The organism is Crystallibacter degradans, assembly GCF_012952295.1.
In the GTDB taxonomy this organism is placed as follows: domain Bacteria; phylum Actinomycetota; class Actinomycetes; order Actinomycetales; family Micrococcaceae; genus Crystallibacter; species Crystallibacter degradans.
Genome location: NZ_JABBCH010000002.1, coordinates 488,272 through 504,581 on the forward strand (window position 1 = coordinate 488,272; position 16,310 = coordinate 504,581).

Annotated in this window: 16 protein-coding genes; 5 read left to right on the forward strand and 11 right to left on the reverse strand. The window is 64.9% G+C overall.

The features are described 5' to 3' along the window. Positions 1-6: 6 nt before the first annotated feature. A complete protein-coding gene (locus HGO92_RS24500) occupies positions 7-2,379 on the reverse strand; it encodes a PrpF domain-containing protein (protein ID WP_346768869.1) in 2,373 nt (790 codons plus the stop codon). 273 nt (positions 2,380-2,652) lie between these two features. Here HGO92_RS24500 and HGO92_RS06040 point away from each other — a divergent pair, with 273 nt between their 5' ends. Beyond that, positions 2,653-3,570 carry a LysR family transcriptional regulator gene (locus HGO92_RS06040; RefSeq protein WP_169992815.1) on the forward strand — a complete coding sequence of 306 codons (918 nt, stop codon included), beginning with the start codon at positions 2,653-2,655 and terminating at the stop codon, positions 3,568-3,570. Positions 3,571-3,587: 17 nt separating this feature from the next. Here the strand turns inward: HGO92_RS06040 and HGO92_RS06045 are convergent, their stop codons facing one another. The 3 genes from HGO92_RS06045 to HGO92_RS06055 all read right to left on the reverse strand — a co-directional run bounded on the left by HGO92_RS06045 (position 3,588) and on the right by HGO92_RS06055 (position 6,810). Beyond that, entirely contained in the window at positions 3,588-4,799 is a 1,212-nt protein-coding gene (locus HGO92_RS06045; protein ID WP_169992817.1) for an MFS transporter, read from the reverse strand. Between the two features lie 162 nt (positions 4,800-4,961). Beyond that, positions 4,962-6,188: a glycine cleavage T C-terminal barrel domain-containing protein gene (locus HGO92_RS06050; RefSeq protein ID WP_169992819.1), complete on the reverse strand. Its 1,227-nt coding sequence runs from the start codon at positions 6,186-6,188 to the stop codon at positions 4,962-4,964. A 190-nt stretch (positions 6,189-6,378) separates the two neighbouring features. Beyond that, a complete protein-coding gene (locus HGO92_RS06055; RefSeq protein WP_169992821.1) occupies positions 6,379-6,810 on the reverse strand; it encodes an SRPBCC domain-containing protein in 432 nt (143 codons plus the stop codon). Between the two features lie 168 nt (positions 6,811-6,978). Between HGO92_RS06055 and HGO92_RS06060 the strand changes: the two genes are divergently transcribed. Next, the gene (locus HGO92_RS06060) at positions 6,979-7,380 is read left to right on the forward strand and encodes a VOC family protein (RefSeq protein ID WP_169992823.1); all 402 of its coding nucleotides are present in this window, start codon (positions 6,979-6,981) and stop codon (positions 7,378-7,380) included. A gap of 226 nt (positions 7,381-7,606) precedes the next feature. Here HGO92_RS06060 and thiD read toward each other — a convergent pair whose 3' ends face one another. After that, on the reverse strand, positions 7,607-8,452 hold the full coding sequence (thiD, locus tag HGO92_RS06065; RefSeq protein ID WP_169992825.1) for a bifunctional hydroxymethylpyrimidine kinase/phosphomethylpyrimidine kinase: 846 nt from the start codon (positions 8,450-8,452) through the stop codon (positions 7,607-7,609). Positions 8,453-8,539: 87 nt separating this feature from the next. Then, positions 8,540-9,040: a hypothetical protein gene (locus HGO92_RS06070; RefSeq protein WP_169992827.1), complete on the reverse strand. Its 501-nt coding sequence runs from the start codon at positions 9,038-9,040 to the stop codon at positions 8,540-8,542. Positions 9,041-9,293: 253 nt separating this feature from the next. Here HGO92_RS06070 and HGO92_RS06075 point away from each other — a divergent pair, with 253 nt between their 5' ends. Beyond that, the gene (locus tag HGO92_RS06075; RefSeq protein ID WP_169992835.1) at positions 9,294-9,998 is read left to right on the forward strand and encodes a queuosine precursor transporter; all 705 of its coding nucleotides are present in this window, start codon (positions 9,294-9,296) and stop codon (positions 9,996-9,998) included. 46 nt (positions 9,999-10,044) lie between these two features. Here HGO92_RS06075 and HGO92_RS06080 read toward each other — a convergent pair whose 3' ends face one another. Both HGO92_RS06080 and HGO92_RS06085 read right to left on the reverse strand, forming a co-directional pair. After that, a complete protein-coding gene (locus tag HGO92_RS06080; RefSeq protein WP_169992837.1) occupies positions 10,045-10,458 on the reverse strand; it encodes an SRPBCC domain-containing protein in 414 nt (137 codons plus the stop codon). A gap of 96 nt (positions 10,459-10,554) precedes the next feature. Then, a complete protein-coding gene (locus tag HGO92_RS06085; protein ID WP_169992839.1) occupies positions 10,555-11,346 on the reverse strand; it encodes a ZIP family metal transporter in 792 nt (263 codons plus the stop codon). A gap of 61 nt (positions 11,347-11,407) precedes the next feature. On the opposite strand from HGO92_RS06085, the gene HGO92_RS06090 reads away from it, so the two are divergent. Next, positions 11,408-12,019, forward strand: a complete 612-nt coding sequence (locus HGO92_RS06090) for a DUF4126 domain-containing protein (RefSeq protein ID WP_169992841.1) — start codon at positions 11,408-11,410, stop codon at positions 12,017-12,019. Here the strand turns inward: HGO92_RS06090 and tgt are convergent. Then, positions 11,985-13,253, reverse strand: a complete 1,269-nt coding sequence (gene tgt / locus HGO92_RS06095) for a tRNA guanosine(34) transglycosylase Tgt (RefSeq protein WP_169992843.1) — start codon at positions 13,251-13,253, stop codon at positions 11,985-11,987. The genes HGO92_RS06090 and tgt overlap by 35 nt on opposite strands. 145 nt (positions 13,254-13,398) lie before the next feature. On the opposite strand from tgt, the gene HGO92_RS24505 reads away from it, so the two are divergent. Next, positions 13,399-14,454, forward strand: a complete 1,056-nt coding sequence (locus HGO92_RS24505; RefSeq protein WP_346768870.1) for an FUSC family protein — start codon at positions 13,399-13,401, stop codon at positions 14,452-14,454. 36 nt (positions 14,455-14,490) lie between these two features. Here the strand turns inward: HGO92_RS24505 and HGO92_RS06105 are convergent, their stop codons facing one another. Together HGO92_RS06105 and HGO92_RS06110 are read right to left on the reverse strand one after the other, a co-directional pair. Then, entirely contained in the window at positions 14,491-15,267 is a 777-nt protein-coding gene (locus HGO92_RS06105) for an SRPBCC family protein (protein ID WP_346768871.1), read from the reverse strand. Between the two features lie 72 nt (positions 15,268-15,339). Beyond that, complete coding sequence (locus HGO92_RS06110; RefSeq protein WP_169992847.1) at positions 15,340-16,242, reverse strand: DUF6707 family protein; 903 nt, start codon at positions 16,240-16,242, stop codon at positions 15,340-15,342. Positions 16,243-16,310: the final 68 nt, after the last annotated feature.

Sequence of the window (16,310 nt, forward strand, 5' to 3'; positions counted from 1 at the left end):
TATTCCTTAGTCGACTTCGATGTCGTAGGTGTCTTTGAGCAGGCGCAGCACATATTTCTTGGTTGCATCCGTCACCGTGTAGGCCTCGGCCACGCGTGCCGGCAACTGTGCATCGGCCGAAATGGGGTAGCCGCCCAGAATCTTGTCCGCCTTGGCGTTGAAGGCCTTGTCCGAGGCCATCTTGTGCGCGGACTCGCGCAGCAGCTTTACGGCTTCCTCCGGGGTGCCGGCAGGTGCCCACAGGCCCTTTTGATACGTGTAGGTCAGGCCAAGCAGTGTCTTGTACGCTTCGAGCTTTTCGCCACTCGGCTCGGAACCGTGCAGCTCGCGGTAGACCTCGACAACGGTGGGGACGTCGGGGAAATTCGGATCGCGGACAACCTTGCCCTCGGCGTCCAGCTGGCCGAAGGACATCAGCACAACGGCCTTTCCTTCCTCGGCGATGCCTTCAACGGCCGAGCCGTAGGAGGAGGTGGTCGTGTAGTCGATGTCGATCTCGCCGCGCTGGAGCGCCAGGTTGACCGGCCCGCGTCCCTCGAAGCCGAAGGTCGCGGTGGTTTCCGCCTCGAGCAGGTCGAAGGCGACGAGCGTAGTGAGGTCGAGGCCGGTCGCACTGATGCCGCCGAAGACCAGCGGCTTGTCGCGGCCGATGAGATCCTTGACGGACTTAATGCCAGCGGCGGTCCGAGCGTAGATGACTCCGCCGGTGCCATTGACCAGAACCGGTGTGAGGTCGCTGAAGGAGTACTTGACCGCGTGCCGGCCGAGCACCCAGGGGACCACCGTGGTTGCGGTGCTGACAAGCAGCTCCGTGCCATCGTCCTTGGCGGAAGAGGCGAAGTGGTTGCTTCCGGTGATGCCTTCGCCACCGGACTCGTTGGTCGGTGCGAATCCGGGCATACCGGGAACAAAATGGACCATTTCCGTGCCGATGAAGCGGGCCCAGGTGTCGGTGCCGCCGCCCTCCGCCAGCGGGATGACCATCTTGATGGTCTCGCCGGAGTAGTCTCCGTCGGCTGTCGTCACAGGCGGCCGCAGCAGGCCGCCGCCGAATACGGTGGTACCCAGGCCGAGCGCCGCGAAGAGCCCGACGGCGGTCAGCACAGTGCGGCGCGAATGCTGCGGTGGATCGGCCAGTTCGCGCAGCTCGGCCAATTCGTTGTCGGCGGGCGGCAGATCATCGCGCCCGCGGCCGCCGTCGTTATTCGGCGTTTTATGAGGCAGCTGGACCATAGGTGTCTCCTTTGACTGGCTGTGCCTTGCAGGTTCCAGGGCGTGCCCTTCCGCAGCACGCAGTGGGGGCAGCGGAAGCGAAGCGCGGGCAAGGACCCTGGCGGTGCGGACGGAGCCGACGATTTCGCTGCCGTCCACGGTGCTGCGCCACGTGGAAATGATCCCTGCCGGCGTTCGAATATTCAAGGATGTGTCCACCGGCGACATCAAGGCGCGTTCGACAACTGTGCCGGGCGTACCCGCCGCCATTGTCAGGCCGATGCTTCCGGTGATTGCCAAGGCGGGGTGGGGATTGCCCATGGAGAGCATCATGATCTGGACATCGGCTTCGCCCGCGCTGTCCGGTGGCGCCGCGATAGCTAGCTTGGGGATGGCACGTTCGGCGCTCTCCGGCGTGGTGGACAGGCCCATGGCGACGGCGCCGGCGCGGCGGATCGCGTCCAGATTCTCCAGCTCGGGGAGTACTTCCAGGCCCCACTCCCGGAAATCCGTCTCGCCGAGCCCCGCCGTGGTTGCTGAAATGATCACCAGCGGCGCGCCGGCATCAACCAATGACGCCTCAACGGCGCGGCCACGCACCATCAAGACGTCGGCGGCGTTGCCCGTTGGCAGAAGGCTGCCGGTGGTCTTGCCCGCCGGTTCAACGAAGCCCAAACCTACTTCGGTGCCACGGAAAGGTACCCCGGGAATCATCGTGTCGAGTTCCGGTTGCCACCGACCGCCCGGCGTCGCAACCCGCTGCACAATCTGCTGTTGTGTGTTCGTGTTGAGGGCACGGACCAGTGTCTCGTCGCCTTGCGGCTGGACCCAGCCGCGATCCATGGCGTAGAGGGCGACGACGGCGGAACAATTGCCGCAGTTGCTTCCCCAATCGACCTTGCCCTCGTCAATGCCGACCTGGGCGAAGGTGTAGTCAATATCGGTCTCGGGTTTCTGGGAGCGGGACAGGATGACAGCCTTGCTGGTTGTCGAGGTCCCGCCCCCCACCCCGTCGACCTGCCTCGAATCCGGGCTGCCGAAAAGGCGCAGCAGGACTTCGTCCACTGTGTAGCCGGGGATGTTCAGCTGGTCTCGCTCGAACACCCAGCACTTGCTGGTTCCGCCGCGCATCCAGACGGCGTTGACTGACCTGGTAATTGTTCTCACCTACTTTGCGAATCGGGAGTGGAGACGCCCAGATGTGATGGGGCCCACGAAGTTTGTTGATTCGATAGTGAGGGCAGCGAGAGTTAATTACCAGTTACCAAAAGTAGACTTCCATGTAGTGCTCCTTCAGTCACTAGTAGTTGAGGGCCAAGGGGGTGCTGTTCGGCGGAAAGACGTCCTGCCGCCAGCCGCGAAATGCGTAGGGGAGCGGGATGCGTGTAGCCGAAATGCGTTTTCTACAGTATGTTGAAGCAGCGCTTAAGGAGGTGGGACATGCTGGATATCAAGAGACTGCAGATATTACTAAAAGTTGTTGAGACGGGTTCGGTTACGGCGGCGGCGGACGAGCTGTTCTACACTCCGTCAGCGGTGTCGCAGCAGTTGCGTAAACTTGAGGAAGAGGTGGGGCAGCCGCTGCTTCAGCGTCGCTCCCGCGGAATGGTCCCCACCGACGCCGGCCACGTTCTTGCCAGCCATGCCCGCTCCATCCTGCGCGAAATGGACGCAGCCGTGGCTGACCTTGCCCAGATCGCAGGGCTCAAGCGCGGCAGCTTGAGCTTGGGCACCTTCCCAACGCTGGGCGGATCGTTCCTGCCGATCGTTATCAGCCGGTTCCGCCGGGAGTATCCCGCCATTCGGCTGGACGTTCGAAGCAGCAGGCTTGAAGGGCTGGTTGAACTGCTCGCCAGAGGAGAGGTGGGACTCTGTCTCCTCTGGGAGTACGACTGGCACCGGCTTGATCCGAAGATGTTCGAGCTCACGCAGGTCTTCGTCGAACCCACGGTGCTGGTGGTTGGCGCCGAGCACAGGCTGGCAGGGATGGGCAAGGTGGAGATGGCCGATCTTGCCCAGGAGCAGTGGATTGTCCGGGCAAACGAGCATCCGGTGGCGGAGGTTCTCGAACGGAGCAGCAATTCCGCCGGCTTTGCGCCACATATTGCTTTCCAGGCCAACGACTACCAGGAGGCACAGGCCATGGTGAGCGTTGGCCTTGGCATCGCGCTGGCGCCGCAGACCGCCGTCGTCAATCAGCATCCAGGCGTCAGGGTTCTGCAGTTGGGTGACTCCGTGCCATCGCGGCGGGTCATGCTGGCCCAACGCCATGACAGGGTGAGGGCGCCGGCGGAGGTGGCTTTCCAGTCGCTGCTGCTTGCGGTCGGGGAGCAATGGAGTGCCGGCATCCACGCTTGATGCAGGCGCTGGCGCAGCTAGCGGTGGGCGAAACTCAGGCCAAGCCGCTTCTCGCTCAGGTAGAGGCTCAGCCCGATCCCTAGGGCAGCGAAGGTGCAAGTCATCCACCAAGTGGAGTCCCAGCCGCCGGTAGCGGTGGCGAGCCAGGCGACGATGGCAGGCCCGGTAAAGTTGCCAACGTTGAAGATCTGCTGCATCAGGCCCATGGCCGCTGGCGTGGAACCGCCGGGCGGAGCCAGATCCACTGCCATCCGCGTGAGCGTGGACGGAATCGCGGCACCCACCAGGGAGAAAGCCGCCACACAGGCAAACTGGATTGCAATGCCTCCCGGCACCGCGGTCCAGTCCACCGCGAAGGTGAGCAACGACGTCGTACCCATGAGGATGAAGGTGGGGATGATGAGCCGGCGCGCGGTGACGCCGCGCTGCAGCAACGGGGCCGTGGCGATGGCGCCGACCGCATTGAGGCCGCCGACCACCGCGCTGAGCACACCCGGCCAGATTCCGGTCACGCCGTTCTGCTGGTAAATAGTGGGCAGGAAGCCAACCACGGCCATCCACTGGATGGTGTAACAGCCGAAGACGACGCCGGCCACCCACGGTTTCGGCGAGCGCACGGTTACGCCGATCCGCCGTACCGCTGCCTTTAGCCCGCTGCCGTCGCCCGTTGGATCCTTCGGGACAAACGCGAGCACCAGCGGCACCGGCACCAGAGTCAGGGCCGCCATGATCCACCACCAGGTATGCCAGTCCGTCACCTGAAGCACCAGTGCGCTCGCGATCAGGCCAACGAACGTGGCGCATCCTTGGTAGGCGCTCCAAAAACCCACCGCGGTGTTGACCCTGCGCAGGGGAGTGTTGGCGCGAATCAGTCCGGGCGCGACGACGGTGGCCAGCAGGAATCCGGCGCCTTCCACTGCCCGGCAAGCCATCAGCAGTCCGGCGGTCTCCGCGAAACCGCCCACCACGGAGCCGGCGAACAGCAGGCCCAGCCCGATCAGCAGGCAGCGGCGCGCGCCGATCATCTCGGCGAACAGGGAGACGGCCAGTCCGCCCGCCATGCCGGCCACCTGCACGAGGCCCAGCAGCACGCCGGCCTCCACCAGGGACATGTCCAGCTCGGACTGGATGACGGGGATCGCCGAGGGCAGCTTCCAAATGTGCATGGCTGCGGTAATGCCCGCAAGTACGACGACGATCCACGCCGCGTCCGTGCGCTGCCGAGTCATGACCGGAGCCGCCACAGCTCTCCTTCCGCCTTCGGGTCTGTCCGTCCAGATTATCCGCAGGCGCGCAAAGGCGACGCCGGTCAGGTAAGACGCGTGCCGACGTCGTAATAATGCGGTGTTTGGCCCGGGCGGGGGTGCCGCGCCGGGCCGGTCGGAGGCCCCTCAGTCCTTGGGTGTTGCCTTGGTGGGATCCACGAAAGGTTTCTGGACGACGGTTCCCGAGCGTTCGCCGTCGGGCGTATGGATGGTAAGTTCCGTGCCGAGTCGGCTGTGGGCGATCGGGACCATGGCCAGGCCGATGTTGCGCTCCAGACGCGGGGAGTGGCAGGCGCTGGTGACTTCGCCGGCCGGGACGCCGCCGTGCGTCGTGACACGGAACGGTTCGATCATCGATCCGTCGTTGTAGCTGCCCAGCGGGTCGCCGCCGATTTCCACGCCGACCATGAGCCGGCCGATCCCTTCGGTGCGGGCCTTGCGGAGCGCCTCTCTGCCAACGAAGTCGGCCTCCTGGTCCAGATCCACCATCCAGTCGTAGTCGTAGCCGACCTCCAGCGGATTGGTGTTCAGCGTGATGTCGCAGCCGTACGCCAGCATGCCTGCCTCGATCCGGCGGATGTGGCAGGGGCCGATCACGCGGAGGTCATGAGGTTGCCCGGCTTCCCAGATCGTATCCCACAGCTTCCCTGCGTTCAGGGTGGCGTTGTCAAGGTAGATTTCGTAGCCGACCTCGCCGGTGTAACCGGTGCGGCTGACTACGACGTCCATCCCGTTGAGCGTGTGGTGCTGCAGGTGGTAGTAGGGCATGTCGAGGATCTGCGGTCCGAAGAGGTCGCTCATCAGCCCCTTGGCCTTGGGGCCCTGGATCTGGACCGGGGCGACGTCGACCTCCTCGACGGTGACGTCCCAGCCGCCGGCGTGCGCCAGGCCCATGGCCCAGAGGTGGACGTCGCTGTCTGCGAGCGAGAGCCAGAACTTATCCTCCGCCACACGGAGCAGGATGGGATCGTTGATGATCCCGCCGTCAGGAGCGGTGATGAAGACGTACTTGCACTGGCCTACCTGGCACTTGGCCAGGTCGCGCGGGGTGAGCATGTTGGTGAAGTCGAAAGCCTGCGGGCCGCTGATCTGCAACTGCCGCTCCACGCCGACGTCCCACATGGTGACATCGTTCAGCAGGGACCAGTATTCGCTGACCGGATCGCCGTAGTGGCGCGGGTGATAAGTGTGGTTGTAAACGCTGTAGGCGGCGACGCCGTGCTCGCGGGACTTCCAGAAGTAGGGTGATTTCCGCAGCCGTGTGTAAAGCGTGATATCGGGGTGGGGCACAGGGCCGGGCAGGTTCGCCGCGGCCTGCTGGGCGGGACCGGAACCGGGAACGGTTTGCGACATGAGGTGCTGCTCCTTCGAGAGTTTGGCGCCAGTCCGAACTCTTCAGTTGCGCATGCTGCGCAACGATGCGCCATGTGCACTTCATCGTGGCAGTCGTTGCGAGGGACAGTCAAGGGTTAGCGCGGTGCGGCTTTACTGCTGGAGCTGCGGCCGCGGTCAGCGTCGTCGGTCTCGAACTTTTGGGCCAGGGCTAGCTTCGCTCCGCCACCGTCTTTACGCCTTGGACCAAGCTGTCCCACATGCCCTTCGAGTGCTCCGCCTCTTCGGCGCTGGCGTTGTTGTCTTGCGAGAGCGTCAGCTTGGTCTTGTCTGCCTTGTTCTCCAGCGTCCAGGTCAGCGTGTGGTAATTCTCCGGCACGTTCGCCTGACCGGAGAGCGGGCTGAAATGTGTGTGCACCAGCCGCTTTCCGGGTTCGACCTCAAGGATCACGCCGTTGTCTTCGTAGGCCTTGCCTTTCCACTCGCCCCGCCAGCTGATCGGGCTGCCAACGGTCCAGTCAGTGACGACGGTGGTGCCGAACATGAACTCCTGGATCGATTCGGGGTCCGTGATGATGGACCAGACTTGGCTCGTCGGAGCATCGATCAAGATTGTCGAGGTAGCGACATAGTTCACGGGCACAGCCTTCTCCTTGGTCGAAGCATCGTCAGCGCTGGCCCTAGAGTACCCCTGCTAGGGGCAGCGCGGGAGGGCTGGCTGTTCCACTCCCCGTCCAAAGTGGGCCCGCGCAGACCTATCGCAGGCCTGCCGGCGGTTGACGCCCGGGGATGGCTGGGACAAGATCGCGGAATGGAGCCACTGAGCAGCCGCGTACTCCTGCGGCCTTCCGACCCGGCGAAGAGCCAAGCCTTTTACCGCGACGTCCTGGGGCTGGCCGTTTACCGTGAATTCGGCGATCCCGATAGCCCCGGCATCGTATTCTTCCTCGGCAACGGCCTGCTCGAGGTGTCCGGGCAGCGCGGCGACGAGGGCGCCGGCCGGCTGGAGTTGTGGATCCAGGTCCGCGATATCGAGGCTGAGTGGAAGAAGCTGGTGGCCGCAGGAGTAGAGATTCTGCGTGCGCCGGTGGAGGAACCGTGGGGTCTGCTGGAAATGTGGATCGCCGACCCGGACGGCGTGCGCATCGTGCTGGTGGAGGTCCCGACGGATCACCCGATCCGGCGCGACACGCGAAATCCCCGGGATCTCTGACCAGCGGAATCCCGGGACCTTTGCCCCACATGGCCCTCGGCGTCGTCGCTCGACCTGGGTTTGAGCCTAACAGCCCATGTTTAAAACGCGTGCAGAACATCGTCCCAAGTCAGAGGGGATGCATGAAGCCTAAAGTTGGACTGATAAGCCTGAACGTGGGTCTGAACAGGGCGGGTAGGGGCGGAAACGCGTGAAAGGCGACCGGACCGGCCGCCGGATCCCCGCCTCAGCCGCCGAAGCCCTGCCACAGCGCGTCGAACGGGGCGTGGGAGGAGACGCGCGCCTTGATGCCCTCGGTCACGAAGGCCTTGGCGGTCCGCGCGGCCTCCAGCGGAGTGGCGCCCTTGGCCAGCTCGGCGGTTACGGCCGCGGCCAGCGAGCAGCCTGCGCCGCTGACGGCTACCTCGCCGATCTTCGGTGCGCTGAGTACTTCGAGGGTCTCGCCGTCAAAGAACACGTCCACGGCGTCCGGGCCTTCGAGGCGCACACCGCCCTTAGCCAGCACCGCTGCGCCGGAAGCTTCGTGGATGATGCGGGCGGCCTTCTCCAGGTCCTCGACGTTGTTGATGGTGATGCCGGAGAGGGACTCGGCCTCGAAGTGGTTCGGTGTGACGAAGGTGGCCAGCGGCAGGACCTGGGCTTTGAGTGCCTGGTCGGTGTCCAGTGCGTGGCCGGGTTCCTGGCCCTTGCAGATCAGGACGGGGTCCAGCACGATGTTGTCCCACTCCTGGTTGCCCAGCGCGGTGGCCACCGTGTCGATGGTGACGGGGGAGCCGAGCATGCCGATCTTGACGGTCTTCAACGAGCCCTCGTAGCAGGTCTGGATGGCTTCGAGCTGGTCGGCGATGACGTTCGCGTCGACCGGGACGAAGCGGTGGTTCCAGTTGTCCTTCGGGTTGAAGGAGACGATGCACGTCAGGGCGGTGATGCCGTAGGTACCGAGCTCCTGGAAGGTCTTCAGGTCTGCCTGGGCACCCGCGCCACCGGTGGCTTCGGAGCCCGCAATGGTCAGCGTGATGGCAGGACGGGCAGTCAGGGCAGCGTCGGTGGAAATGTCAGTGGAAGAAGGCATGCGTCCATTTTCCACCGTGACCCCCGCCGATGGCCAACCGGCGCGGTCCGCCCGCTGCACCGGCGTCGGCATCGGACCCGGCGCCCTTCAGTCGTAGACGGTCACGAGCTTCCACACGGAGGCCCTGCCGATGGCTGCGCACAGCCCGATCAGCGCGGCCAGCAGCAGCGTCTCCCATGCCGCCCCGCCGTACATCACGCTGAAGATCAGCCAGGCCACCAGGGTAATGACCACGAAGAACACCAGCACGTGGACCCATTGGCGCCGCACCGGCCGCAACGCCAGGCCCAGCAGGAAAGCGATGGGAGCCCCGATGATCAGGCCGATGCCGGCGGCGTAGAGCAGCACCACAAACGCCATACCGAAGGTCGGCCAGACCTGCCGCCAGCTGAACGTGCCGCCGATGATCGAGATCAGCATCAGGGTGAGCGAGAAGGCGGCGATGGTGACGAAGAATCCGGTGAAGAACGCCAGCGGGCCGAACGTGACGCGATGGCCGGGCTTGTGATCCAGCAGTTGGTCAGCGAACTGCTCGTCCTCGGGCAGCCCCGGTTCGATAGGATCCGCGTTGGTCCCGTCCTGCGTCATTGCGTGCCCCTTCCGAGGTCAGTGACAGTCGCCGCGGCACTGTCCTCTGCCGGCGCCGGACTGAGGGTCATCTACCCCCAGAATAGATCGAAGCGCCCTTAACACAACCGCTCAAGCTGCGGCGTGGGAGAATTGATGCCGGTCCGGGTGCAGACGGGCCCAGTGTTAATACAGCCAACGCTTTCGACGCCGGCACTACCGGCAGCATCGCAGCGTTGCGCGAACCACTACTTCCCAAAGGTACAAAACCACAATGACTGACCTGCAGAAATCCCGCCCCGGCCACGCGCCGGCCAAGTTCGCCTCGATCGGCAGCCCCTACTTCGGCATCATGCTCGCGGCCATGGCAGTGGTGCTGATCCTCTCCAACATCGGCGCGTCCAAGGGCGTGGCCATCGGCCCGATCATTACCGACGGCGGTTTCTTCCTCTTCCCGCTGGCCTACATCCTTGGCGATGTGGTCAGCGAGGTGTACGGCTTCAAGGTGGCGCGCAAGGCCATCCTCACCACGTTCGCCCTGTCCGTTTTTGCCTCGCTTTGCTACTGGGTCATCATCGCGCTGCCCGGCTTCAACGACGATTTCGGCATCGCCAAGCAGGAAGCGCTGGAACTCGCCCTTGGCCCGGTGCCGCTGATTGTGCTCGCGAGCCTGCTGGGCTTCCTGGTCGGCCAGACACTGAACTCGTGGGTGCTGGTGAAGATGAAGGAGCGCTTCGGGGAGCGCAAGCTCTGGGCGCGGCTGATGGGCTCCACCGGCGTCGGCGAATTCGCGGACACCCTGATTTTCTGCTCGATCGCGGCCTCGGTCATCGGCATCACCGACATCCCCACGTTCGTGAACTACGTCGTCGTCGGCTTTGTCTACAAGACGCTGGTCGAGTTCCTCTTCGTTCCACTAACGACGGCGGCCATCGGCTGGGTGAAGAAGCGGGAACCTTCGTACGGGGTTGCGTCCTAAACGCAGGCAGCATCCTCAACCCTGACCGTGCCCTGATGGCAGGGTCCTAGCGCGCGGTCCGTTTGCCCAAGGCCGCGGCGATCCGATCGGCAACGTCGTGCCAGTGATCGAGCATCTCCTCCCGCTCCGCGGCACTGGCCAGCTGCTCCTGGTGGAAGCCGATGGTGGTGCCTGCCTGCACCTGCATCAGGGTGATCTGCAGGATGGACTCGTGGTCCCAGGCCTGCGGCTCCCAGGTCAGCCTGATCCGCTCGTGCGGGTGGAATCTGCGGATTTCGCCCCGGGTACCGTCCGCGGTTTCATATTGGTCGCGGCGGCGGGCGCCCAGGGTCGTTTCGCCCAGCCACAGCGGCAGTCCCTCGCCGATGAGGAAGTCCCAGACCTGGGGCAACGGTGCCGGAACTGTCTTCCGGACGCCCATCTCCCAGCCCGCATCCTGCGTTAATCCTGTTGGAGTCATGTAAACCGGAATACCCGCTCGCAGGGCACGCGTCAATGGTCCGGACGACGGGAAAGTGCGGCGGGGAAGTGGGGGTGGAGAACTGAGCGGTCATCCTTAGGCGAGCGACAGCACGAACGACAGGACAAAACCGGCGGCGGTGCTGAGCGCAACCGCCGGGCCGCCGTGCTCGAACGCCTCGGGCATGAGTGTGTCCGCGAGCGACGCGATGACCGCACCGGCGGCGAAGGCCAGCGGCAGGGAGATCGTTTCCGGGTCGCTGCCCGAGAGGGGACCGGCCCCAATAACGACGGCGACGACGAGCAGCACGGCGCACGCCAGCCACAGGCCGAGGATGGTGCCCGTGGATTTGCCCTGGCTGCGCATGGAGGAGGCGCCGACGAGGGACTCCGGCAGGTTGGACACGAAGATCGCGGCCAGCAGGGCCAGCCCGCCGGTTCCTTCCGTGAGCGAGACGCCCAGTGCGACGTTCTCCGGCACGCCGTCGAGGGTGACGGCGGCCAGCAGGGCCATCCCTGCCGCGCCCCGGGTGGACTCCTTGCTGGGCGCGCGGTCCTCGGCGGCAGCGTTGGTGTCCAGTTTGGCACTGCCCTGGTATTTGTCGGCCGGGGTTGGCCGCTTCTTGGGCTGGGCCCAGCGGTCAAGCAGGGCGCTCAGGGCCGTGAAGACGGCCGCGCCCACGAAGAGCCCGATGGCTGCCCGCCAGATGCCGCCGTGCTGGTAGGCGTCCTGGAAGAGCTCGAAACTCAGGGCGGTGATCAGGGCGCCCGCCGCGAAGGACAGCAGCATGGCCAGGAAACGCTTGGGTAGTTCGAACTTCACTCCGATGAGCGCGCCCAGCACCAGTGCGCTGGAAGCCACGGCGCCAAAAACCAGCGACGGTCCCATGGCGCCAGTATAGAAGCCTTTGGCCACGTCAGACCCACAGATTTGGCATTACTCTTATGCCATGTTCGAAATCCTGACCGGCACGGGATTGTCTGCGGCAGCGGGACTGAATGCGTTCATTCCGATGCTGATCCTTGGCCTGCTGGACCGCTACACCAACCTGGTCCAGCTGCCCGCCGAGTGGGCGTGGCTGGGCAACGGGTGGGTGCTGCTGATTGTGGGCCTGCTGCTGGTGTTGGAGATCGCCGCTGACAAAATCCCGGTGGTAGACAGCATCAATGACTGGATCCAGACCGTCATCCGGCCCGCTGCCGGCGGCATCGTCTTCGGCAGCGGGGTGTCCTCGGAAACAGTGACCGTCTCGAACCCGGATGCCTTCTTCGGCAGCGACACCTGGATCCCCGTGGTCATCGGCATAGTCATCGCCTTTGCCGTCCACCTGGTGAAGATGATGGTCCGGCCGGTGCTGAACGCCGCGACCGTCGGCACGGCGGCGCCGGTGGTCAGTACCGTGGAGGACACGGCGAGCCTGTCGCTCGCCTTGGCTGCCGTGATGTTGCCGGCGCTCGTGATCGTGGTGATTGCCGCCGTCGTACTTGGTTTGTGGTTGCTGTACCGCAGGTTCCGCCGGCCGGGGGTCAGGCGTAGTAGCGTTCCAAGATCTCGGTTTTGAAGTCGAAGAAGGAGCCGTCCTCGATGGCCAGGCGCGCGTCATCGACCAGTTTCACGGTGAAGCGCTCGTTGTGGATGGAGATCAGGGTGTGGCTGACCATCTCGTTGGCCTTGAACAGGTGGTGGATGTAGGCGCGGGTGTAGTTGGCGCAGGCGTAGCAGTCGCAGCCCTCCACCAGCGGGCTGAAGTCCCGCTTGAACTTGGCATTGGAGAGGTTTTTCCGGCCGTCCGGGGTGTAGAAGGCGGAGTTGCGGGCCACCCGGGTGGGGGAGACGCAGTCGAAGGTGTCCGCGCCGTTTTCGATGGCGGTGAAGATGTCGTCGGGTTCGGAGATGCCCAGCAGGTGGCGCGGTTTGTCTTCGGGCAGTTCCTCGTTGCACCAGCGCACGATGGTGCCCAGGTTCTCCTTTTCCAGCGCTCCGCCGATGCCGAAGCCGTCGAAGTTCATGGCGCCGAGATCGCTGCTGGCCTTGCGGCGCAGGTCCTCGTACTGGGCGCCCTGGATGACGCCGAACAGTGCCTGGTACGGCCGGTGCGAACGCTCCTTGGTGAGCCGCTCGTGCTCGACGATGCAGCGCTCGGCCCAGAGCCGGGTCCGCTCCAAGCTGAGCTCCTGGTAAGCGCGGGAGTTCATCAGTGTGGTCAACTCGTCGAAGGCGAACATGATGTCCGCGCCGAGCTGATGCTGGACCTGCATGGAGATTTCCGGCGTGAACCGGTGCCGGTCCCCGTTGAGGTGGGACTTGAACCAGACGCCGTCGTCATCCACGTGGGCGAGGCGTTCCTTGCCCGCCGCCACACGGTCATCGGCGCCGGAACCGGCCCCGGCCTCGGCGGCCGCGTCCATATTAATGACCTTCTTGAAGCCGGAGCCCAGGCTCATCACCTGGAAGCCGCCCGAGTCGGTGAAGGTGGGGCCGGCCCAGTTCATGAACGTTCCCAGGCCGCCGGCCTCGTCCAGGATCTCCGGGCCGGGCTGCAAGTAGAGGTGGTACGCGTTGGCCAGCAGGGCCTGGGCGCCGAGGTCCTTCATGGACTCGGGGAGCACCGCCTTCACCGTGGCCTTGGTTCCGACGGCGATGAAGGCCGGCGTCTGGATCTCGCCATGCGGGGTGGCGATGGTGCCGGTGCGCCCCTTGAATTCACCGCCGTTGACCTCTACCTGGGCTGCGGTGGGAAGGGCGGTTTCGGACAGGCGTTTGCCTACGGTGAAGGAAAAATCAGATTGCGGCACCTATCCATTTTGCCTTATCCAGCGGGGCGGCCGGTTCCGCCGGGGCCTTGCCTGACCGCCTCCGGCGCAGGCAGCTCTTGTCCTCCTGCCGTGCGTCCGGCCGTGGCAGGCTGTAGAAATGTGATGAAAGGTGGTCAGCCGCATCGTGAAACATCATGTGCGCGAGTTTTTCCGCGTGGGTCCGGCCCGCCGGGACCATATTGTGGCCACCCGCTGTGCCGTCAGCGTGGGACTGCCGCTGCTCATCCTGCTGGCGACAGGCCGCTTCGACCTGATGATCTTCGCGGCTTTCGGTGCCTTTACCGGTATTTACGGCCGCGGCGAGGCCCATGGGGTGAGGCTCCGGCATCAGGGCCAGTTCGGGGTGCTGATCCTGCTGGTCATGCTCGCGGGCGCGCTGACCTCGGCGGCCGGCGCCGGCGCCTGGGGAATCGTTTTCGGCACCACCATTGCGGCCGGGCTGTGGTCGCTGGCGGTGAACTACTTTCAGCTGCGGCCGGCCGGCGTCATCTTCTTTACGTTCGGCTACGCAGCCATCGGCTCTATCCCGCTGACGCCGCCGCTTTGGCAAGCGATGCTGACCGGCCTGGCCAGCGTGGTGCTGGCCATGCTGATCGGCATCAGCAGCCGCTTGCGACCGGTCTGGCGGACCTCCATGGCCGCGCCCGAACGCCGCATCCTGACTCCCGGGCGCTGGCGTGAATTTGGCGTCGAGGCCGGCGCCAACGCCGTTGCGGTCCTGGCCGCGGGGTCGCTGGCAACAACGGTGGGCCTGGGCCACAACTACTGGGCGATGGTAGCTGCCGTGGCACCGATCGCCGGCCCGAGCCTTGCGCAGCGCGTAAACAAGGGCGTCCACCGCATTCTGGGTACGTTTGCCGGTGTGGTTGCAGCCGGGCTGCTGCTGGCCCCGCATCCGGCACCCTGGGTCATGGTGCTGATAGTGATCGTGTTGCAGTTCGCTGCGGAGATGTTTGTGCTGCGCCACTACGCCCTGGCGCTCATCTTCATCACGCCGCTGGCACTCTTGATGACCGAACTGGCGGCACCTTCGGACCCGACCGTCCTGATGGTGGACCGTGCCATCCAGACGGCCATCGGCGCGCTGGTAGGCCTTAGCCTGGTGTACCTGATGCATCAGCGCACGCTGCGGGAAAAGACCCGGCGCCGGCTGCGGAAGCACCGGGATCCCGAGGCCTGAGGGTACAGGTCCCGGACTCAGCGCGCTTGCCGGCAGTTAGCGGACGGGCAGCTCGTCGCGGGAGCGGCTGCGGGTGGACAGCGGCTCCGAGGAGGGGAAGTACTGCGTCCGCCAGCCGTCCCAGGCCTCCCGGATGGCGGACAGTGACTTGGCACCCAAGCTGTAGGTGGTAATCAGAACCTGAATACCGCCGTCGGGCCTTTCATCCATGAGTTGGGGCATGGTGGCGAGGATCAGCAGGCCGTCTCCGTACTCGGCATAGGACTGGACCGTCAGCCCGAGTTGCGCTTCCGTGCGGAACCAGACCTTCCCGCTGATCGATTCGCCCGTGCTCAGGGTTGCCTCGTACGGCTCGTCGGGCTCCGGCAGGTCCGCCAGGCCCAGGCTCTGCAGGAGGCCGCCTTCGGGCACGGAATCAGCCGAAAAGTACGTGGTCTGCCGCGGCGTGTTCGGGTGCCGTTCGAGCATGAAACGCAGCTGCTGCAGGAACGTGGTCCACCCTTCGGTGAGGTCCTTGTCCCAATGCGCCATCTCCGATGCCGGGTCCAGGAGCCCGCGTTCGAGCGTCAGCTGGACGCCGTCCTCAACCGGCTCGATGATGAAAGTGTCGCCGTTGCCCAACGTGAGCTTCTTATGGTCAGGGCTTTCGACGGCACCGGCAAAGTAAATCTCTTTGATCTCCTCATCGAGACCGTCCAGCTCCCAGCCGTGCCATTGCGCAAGCCGTTTCGGCTCGCGCAGCATCACCCATACCTGCTGGGCGTCTGCGTTGATGTGGACGCTGAGCTTGCGGGGACCAGATTCTGTTTTCACAGCGCTATCCGTCATGAGGCCGACTTTACCCCGGGCCCCTTGGACTGGCCAGAGGTCTGCGCAGGCCGGGGATCAGGGAGCGGTCAGCTTGCCGTTCAGTGCGCGGATGGCCACCAGTTCATTGGCGATGCGGCGGTCCAGCTCGGCCGGCTCGAGGGTCTCGGAGCCGCCATGGGTACGCAGGTACATCAGGGTGGACAGGCGTTCGACGCGCCATTCGTGCTCCGCAGATTGGTCTCCGGAGGCCATGGCCCGGTGAATCTCCGAGTCGTAGAGGTTGGGCTCGTTGAGCTGGCGCTGGCGCACCACTGCGTTCATCTTGGCGCGCAGCGGATCTTCTTCTTCCGCCTCATCCGGGGCACGCATGGCGTCGCCGAGCCGCTGGGACTCATCGATGTCCCCGGCCTCATGGGTGATGTAAGCGGCGATGGCCAGCGTGGACTGGATCCACTTCCAACGGCCGAAGTTGCCGTCGAAGGGCAGGTCCGTCACCAGGCGGCAGACATTGAGAGCGTTGTCCTCATCCGCCAAGTCGACGAACAGCCGGTGGGCCAGATCCCGTACATCCTGCAGATTGCTGCCGGCCTTGGTGTTCAGTCCCTTGCTCAGGCGGGCGGCGAGGCGCTGGACCCTGATGTCCTTCGGGTGGGCCCGCGCGGTGCCCACGATAACCGCCTCTGGCGTGCCCTCCTCGGCCGGGATCAGCTCAAGATCGCTGTTGGTCAGGACTGTCGGAGCCTTCTGGAAGGGCCGCGTGGAGGCAACCCGGATGCTCGAACCGTGGGCGATGCGGACCTGCGTTCCGTCGGCCAGCTTGGCAATCACCAGCGCCGGCGACCCGAAGTCATCCTTTTCGACGGCGGAGGACACCACCGCGGCCGATTGCTTTCCGCGCCGGCGCAGAAACATATGGCCCGGTTCAACCGCCTCAGCTTTGACATTGTGGACGTATGTCTGTGGCTGTTGCTCGGTCATTGGGTGGTCCTCCAAAGCTCAGGGTCAAACCTCAGTATATGAATTTGTTACCTCGCAAGCCGAAGTTG

What these genes read in the sequence shown, in the direction of transcription:
- HGO92_RS06040 (WP_169992815.1), top strand. Translation starts at nt 2,653, where the DNA reads ATGCTGGATATCAAGAGACTGCAGATATTACTAAAAGTTGTTGAGACG.
- HGO92_RS06110 (WP_169992847.1), bottom strand. Translation starts at nt 16,242, where the DNA reads ATGACCGAGCAACAGCCACAGACATACGTCCACAATGTCAAAGCTGAG.
- HGO92_RS06080 (WP_169992837.1), bottom strand. Translation starts at nt 10,458, where the DNA reads ATGACTCCAACAGGATTAACGCAGGATGCGGGCTGGGAGATGGGCGTC.
- HGO92_RS06090 (WP_169992841.1), top strand. Translation starts at nt 11,408, where the DNA reads ATGTTCGAAATCCTGACCGGCACGGGATTGTCTGCGGCAGCGGGACTG.
- thiD (WP_169992825.1), bottom strand. Translation starts at nt 8,452, where the DNA reads ATGCCTTCTTCCACTGACATTTCCACCGACGCTGCCCTGACTGCCCGT.
- HGO92_RS06075 (WP_169992835.1), top strand. Translation starts at nt 9,294, where the DNA reads ATGACTGACCTGCAGAAATCCCGCCCCGGCCACGCGCCGGCCAAGTTC.
- HGO92_RS06085 (WP_169992839.1), bottom strand. Translation starts at nt 11,346, where the DNA reads ATGGGACCGTCGCTGGTTTTTGGCGCCGTGGCTTCCAGCGCACTGGTG.
- HGO92_RS06060 (WP_169992823.1), top strand. Translation starts at nt 6,979, where the DNA reads ATGGAGCCACTGAGCAGCCGCGTACTCCTGCGGCCTTCCGACCCGGCG.
- HGO92_RS06050 (WP_169992819.1), bottom strand. Translation starts at nt 6,188, where the DNA reads ATGTCGCAAACCGTTCCCGGTTCCGGTCCCGCCCAGCAGGCCGCGGCG.
- HGO92_RS06045 (WP_169992817.1), bottom strand. Translation starts at nt 4,799, where the DNA reads ATGACTCGGCAGCGCACGGACGCGGCGTGGATCGTCGTCGTACTTGCG.
- HGO92_RS06070 (WP_169992827.1), bottom strand. Translation starts at nt 9,040, where the DNA reads ATGACGCAGGACGGGACCAACGCGGATCCTATCGAACCGGGGCTGCCC.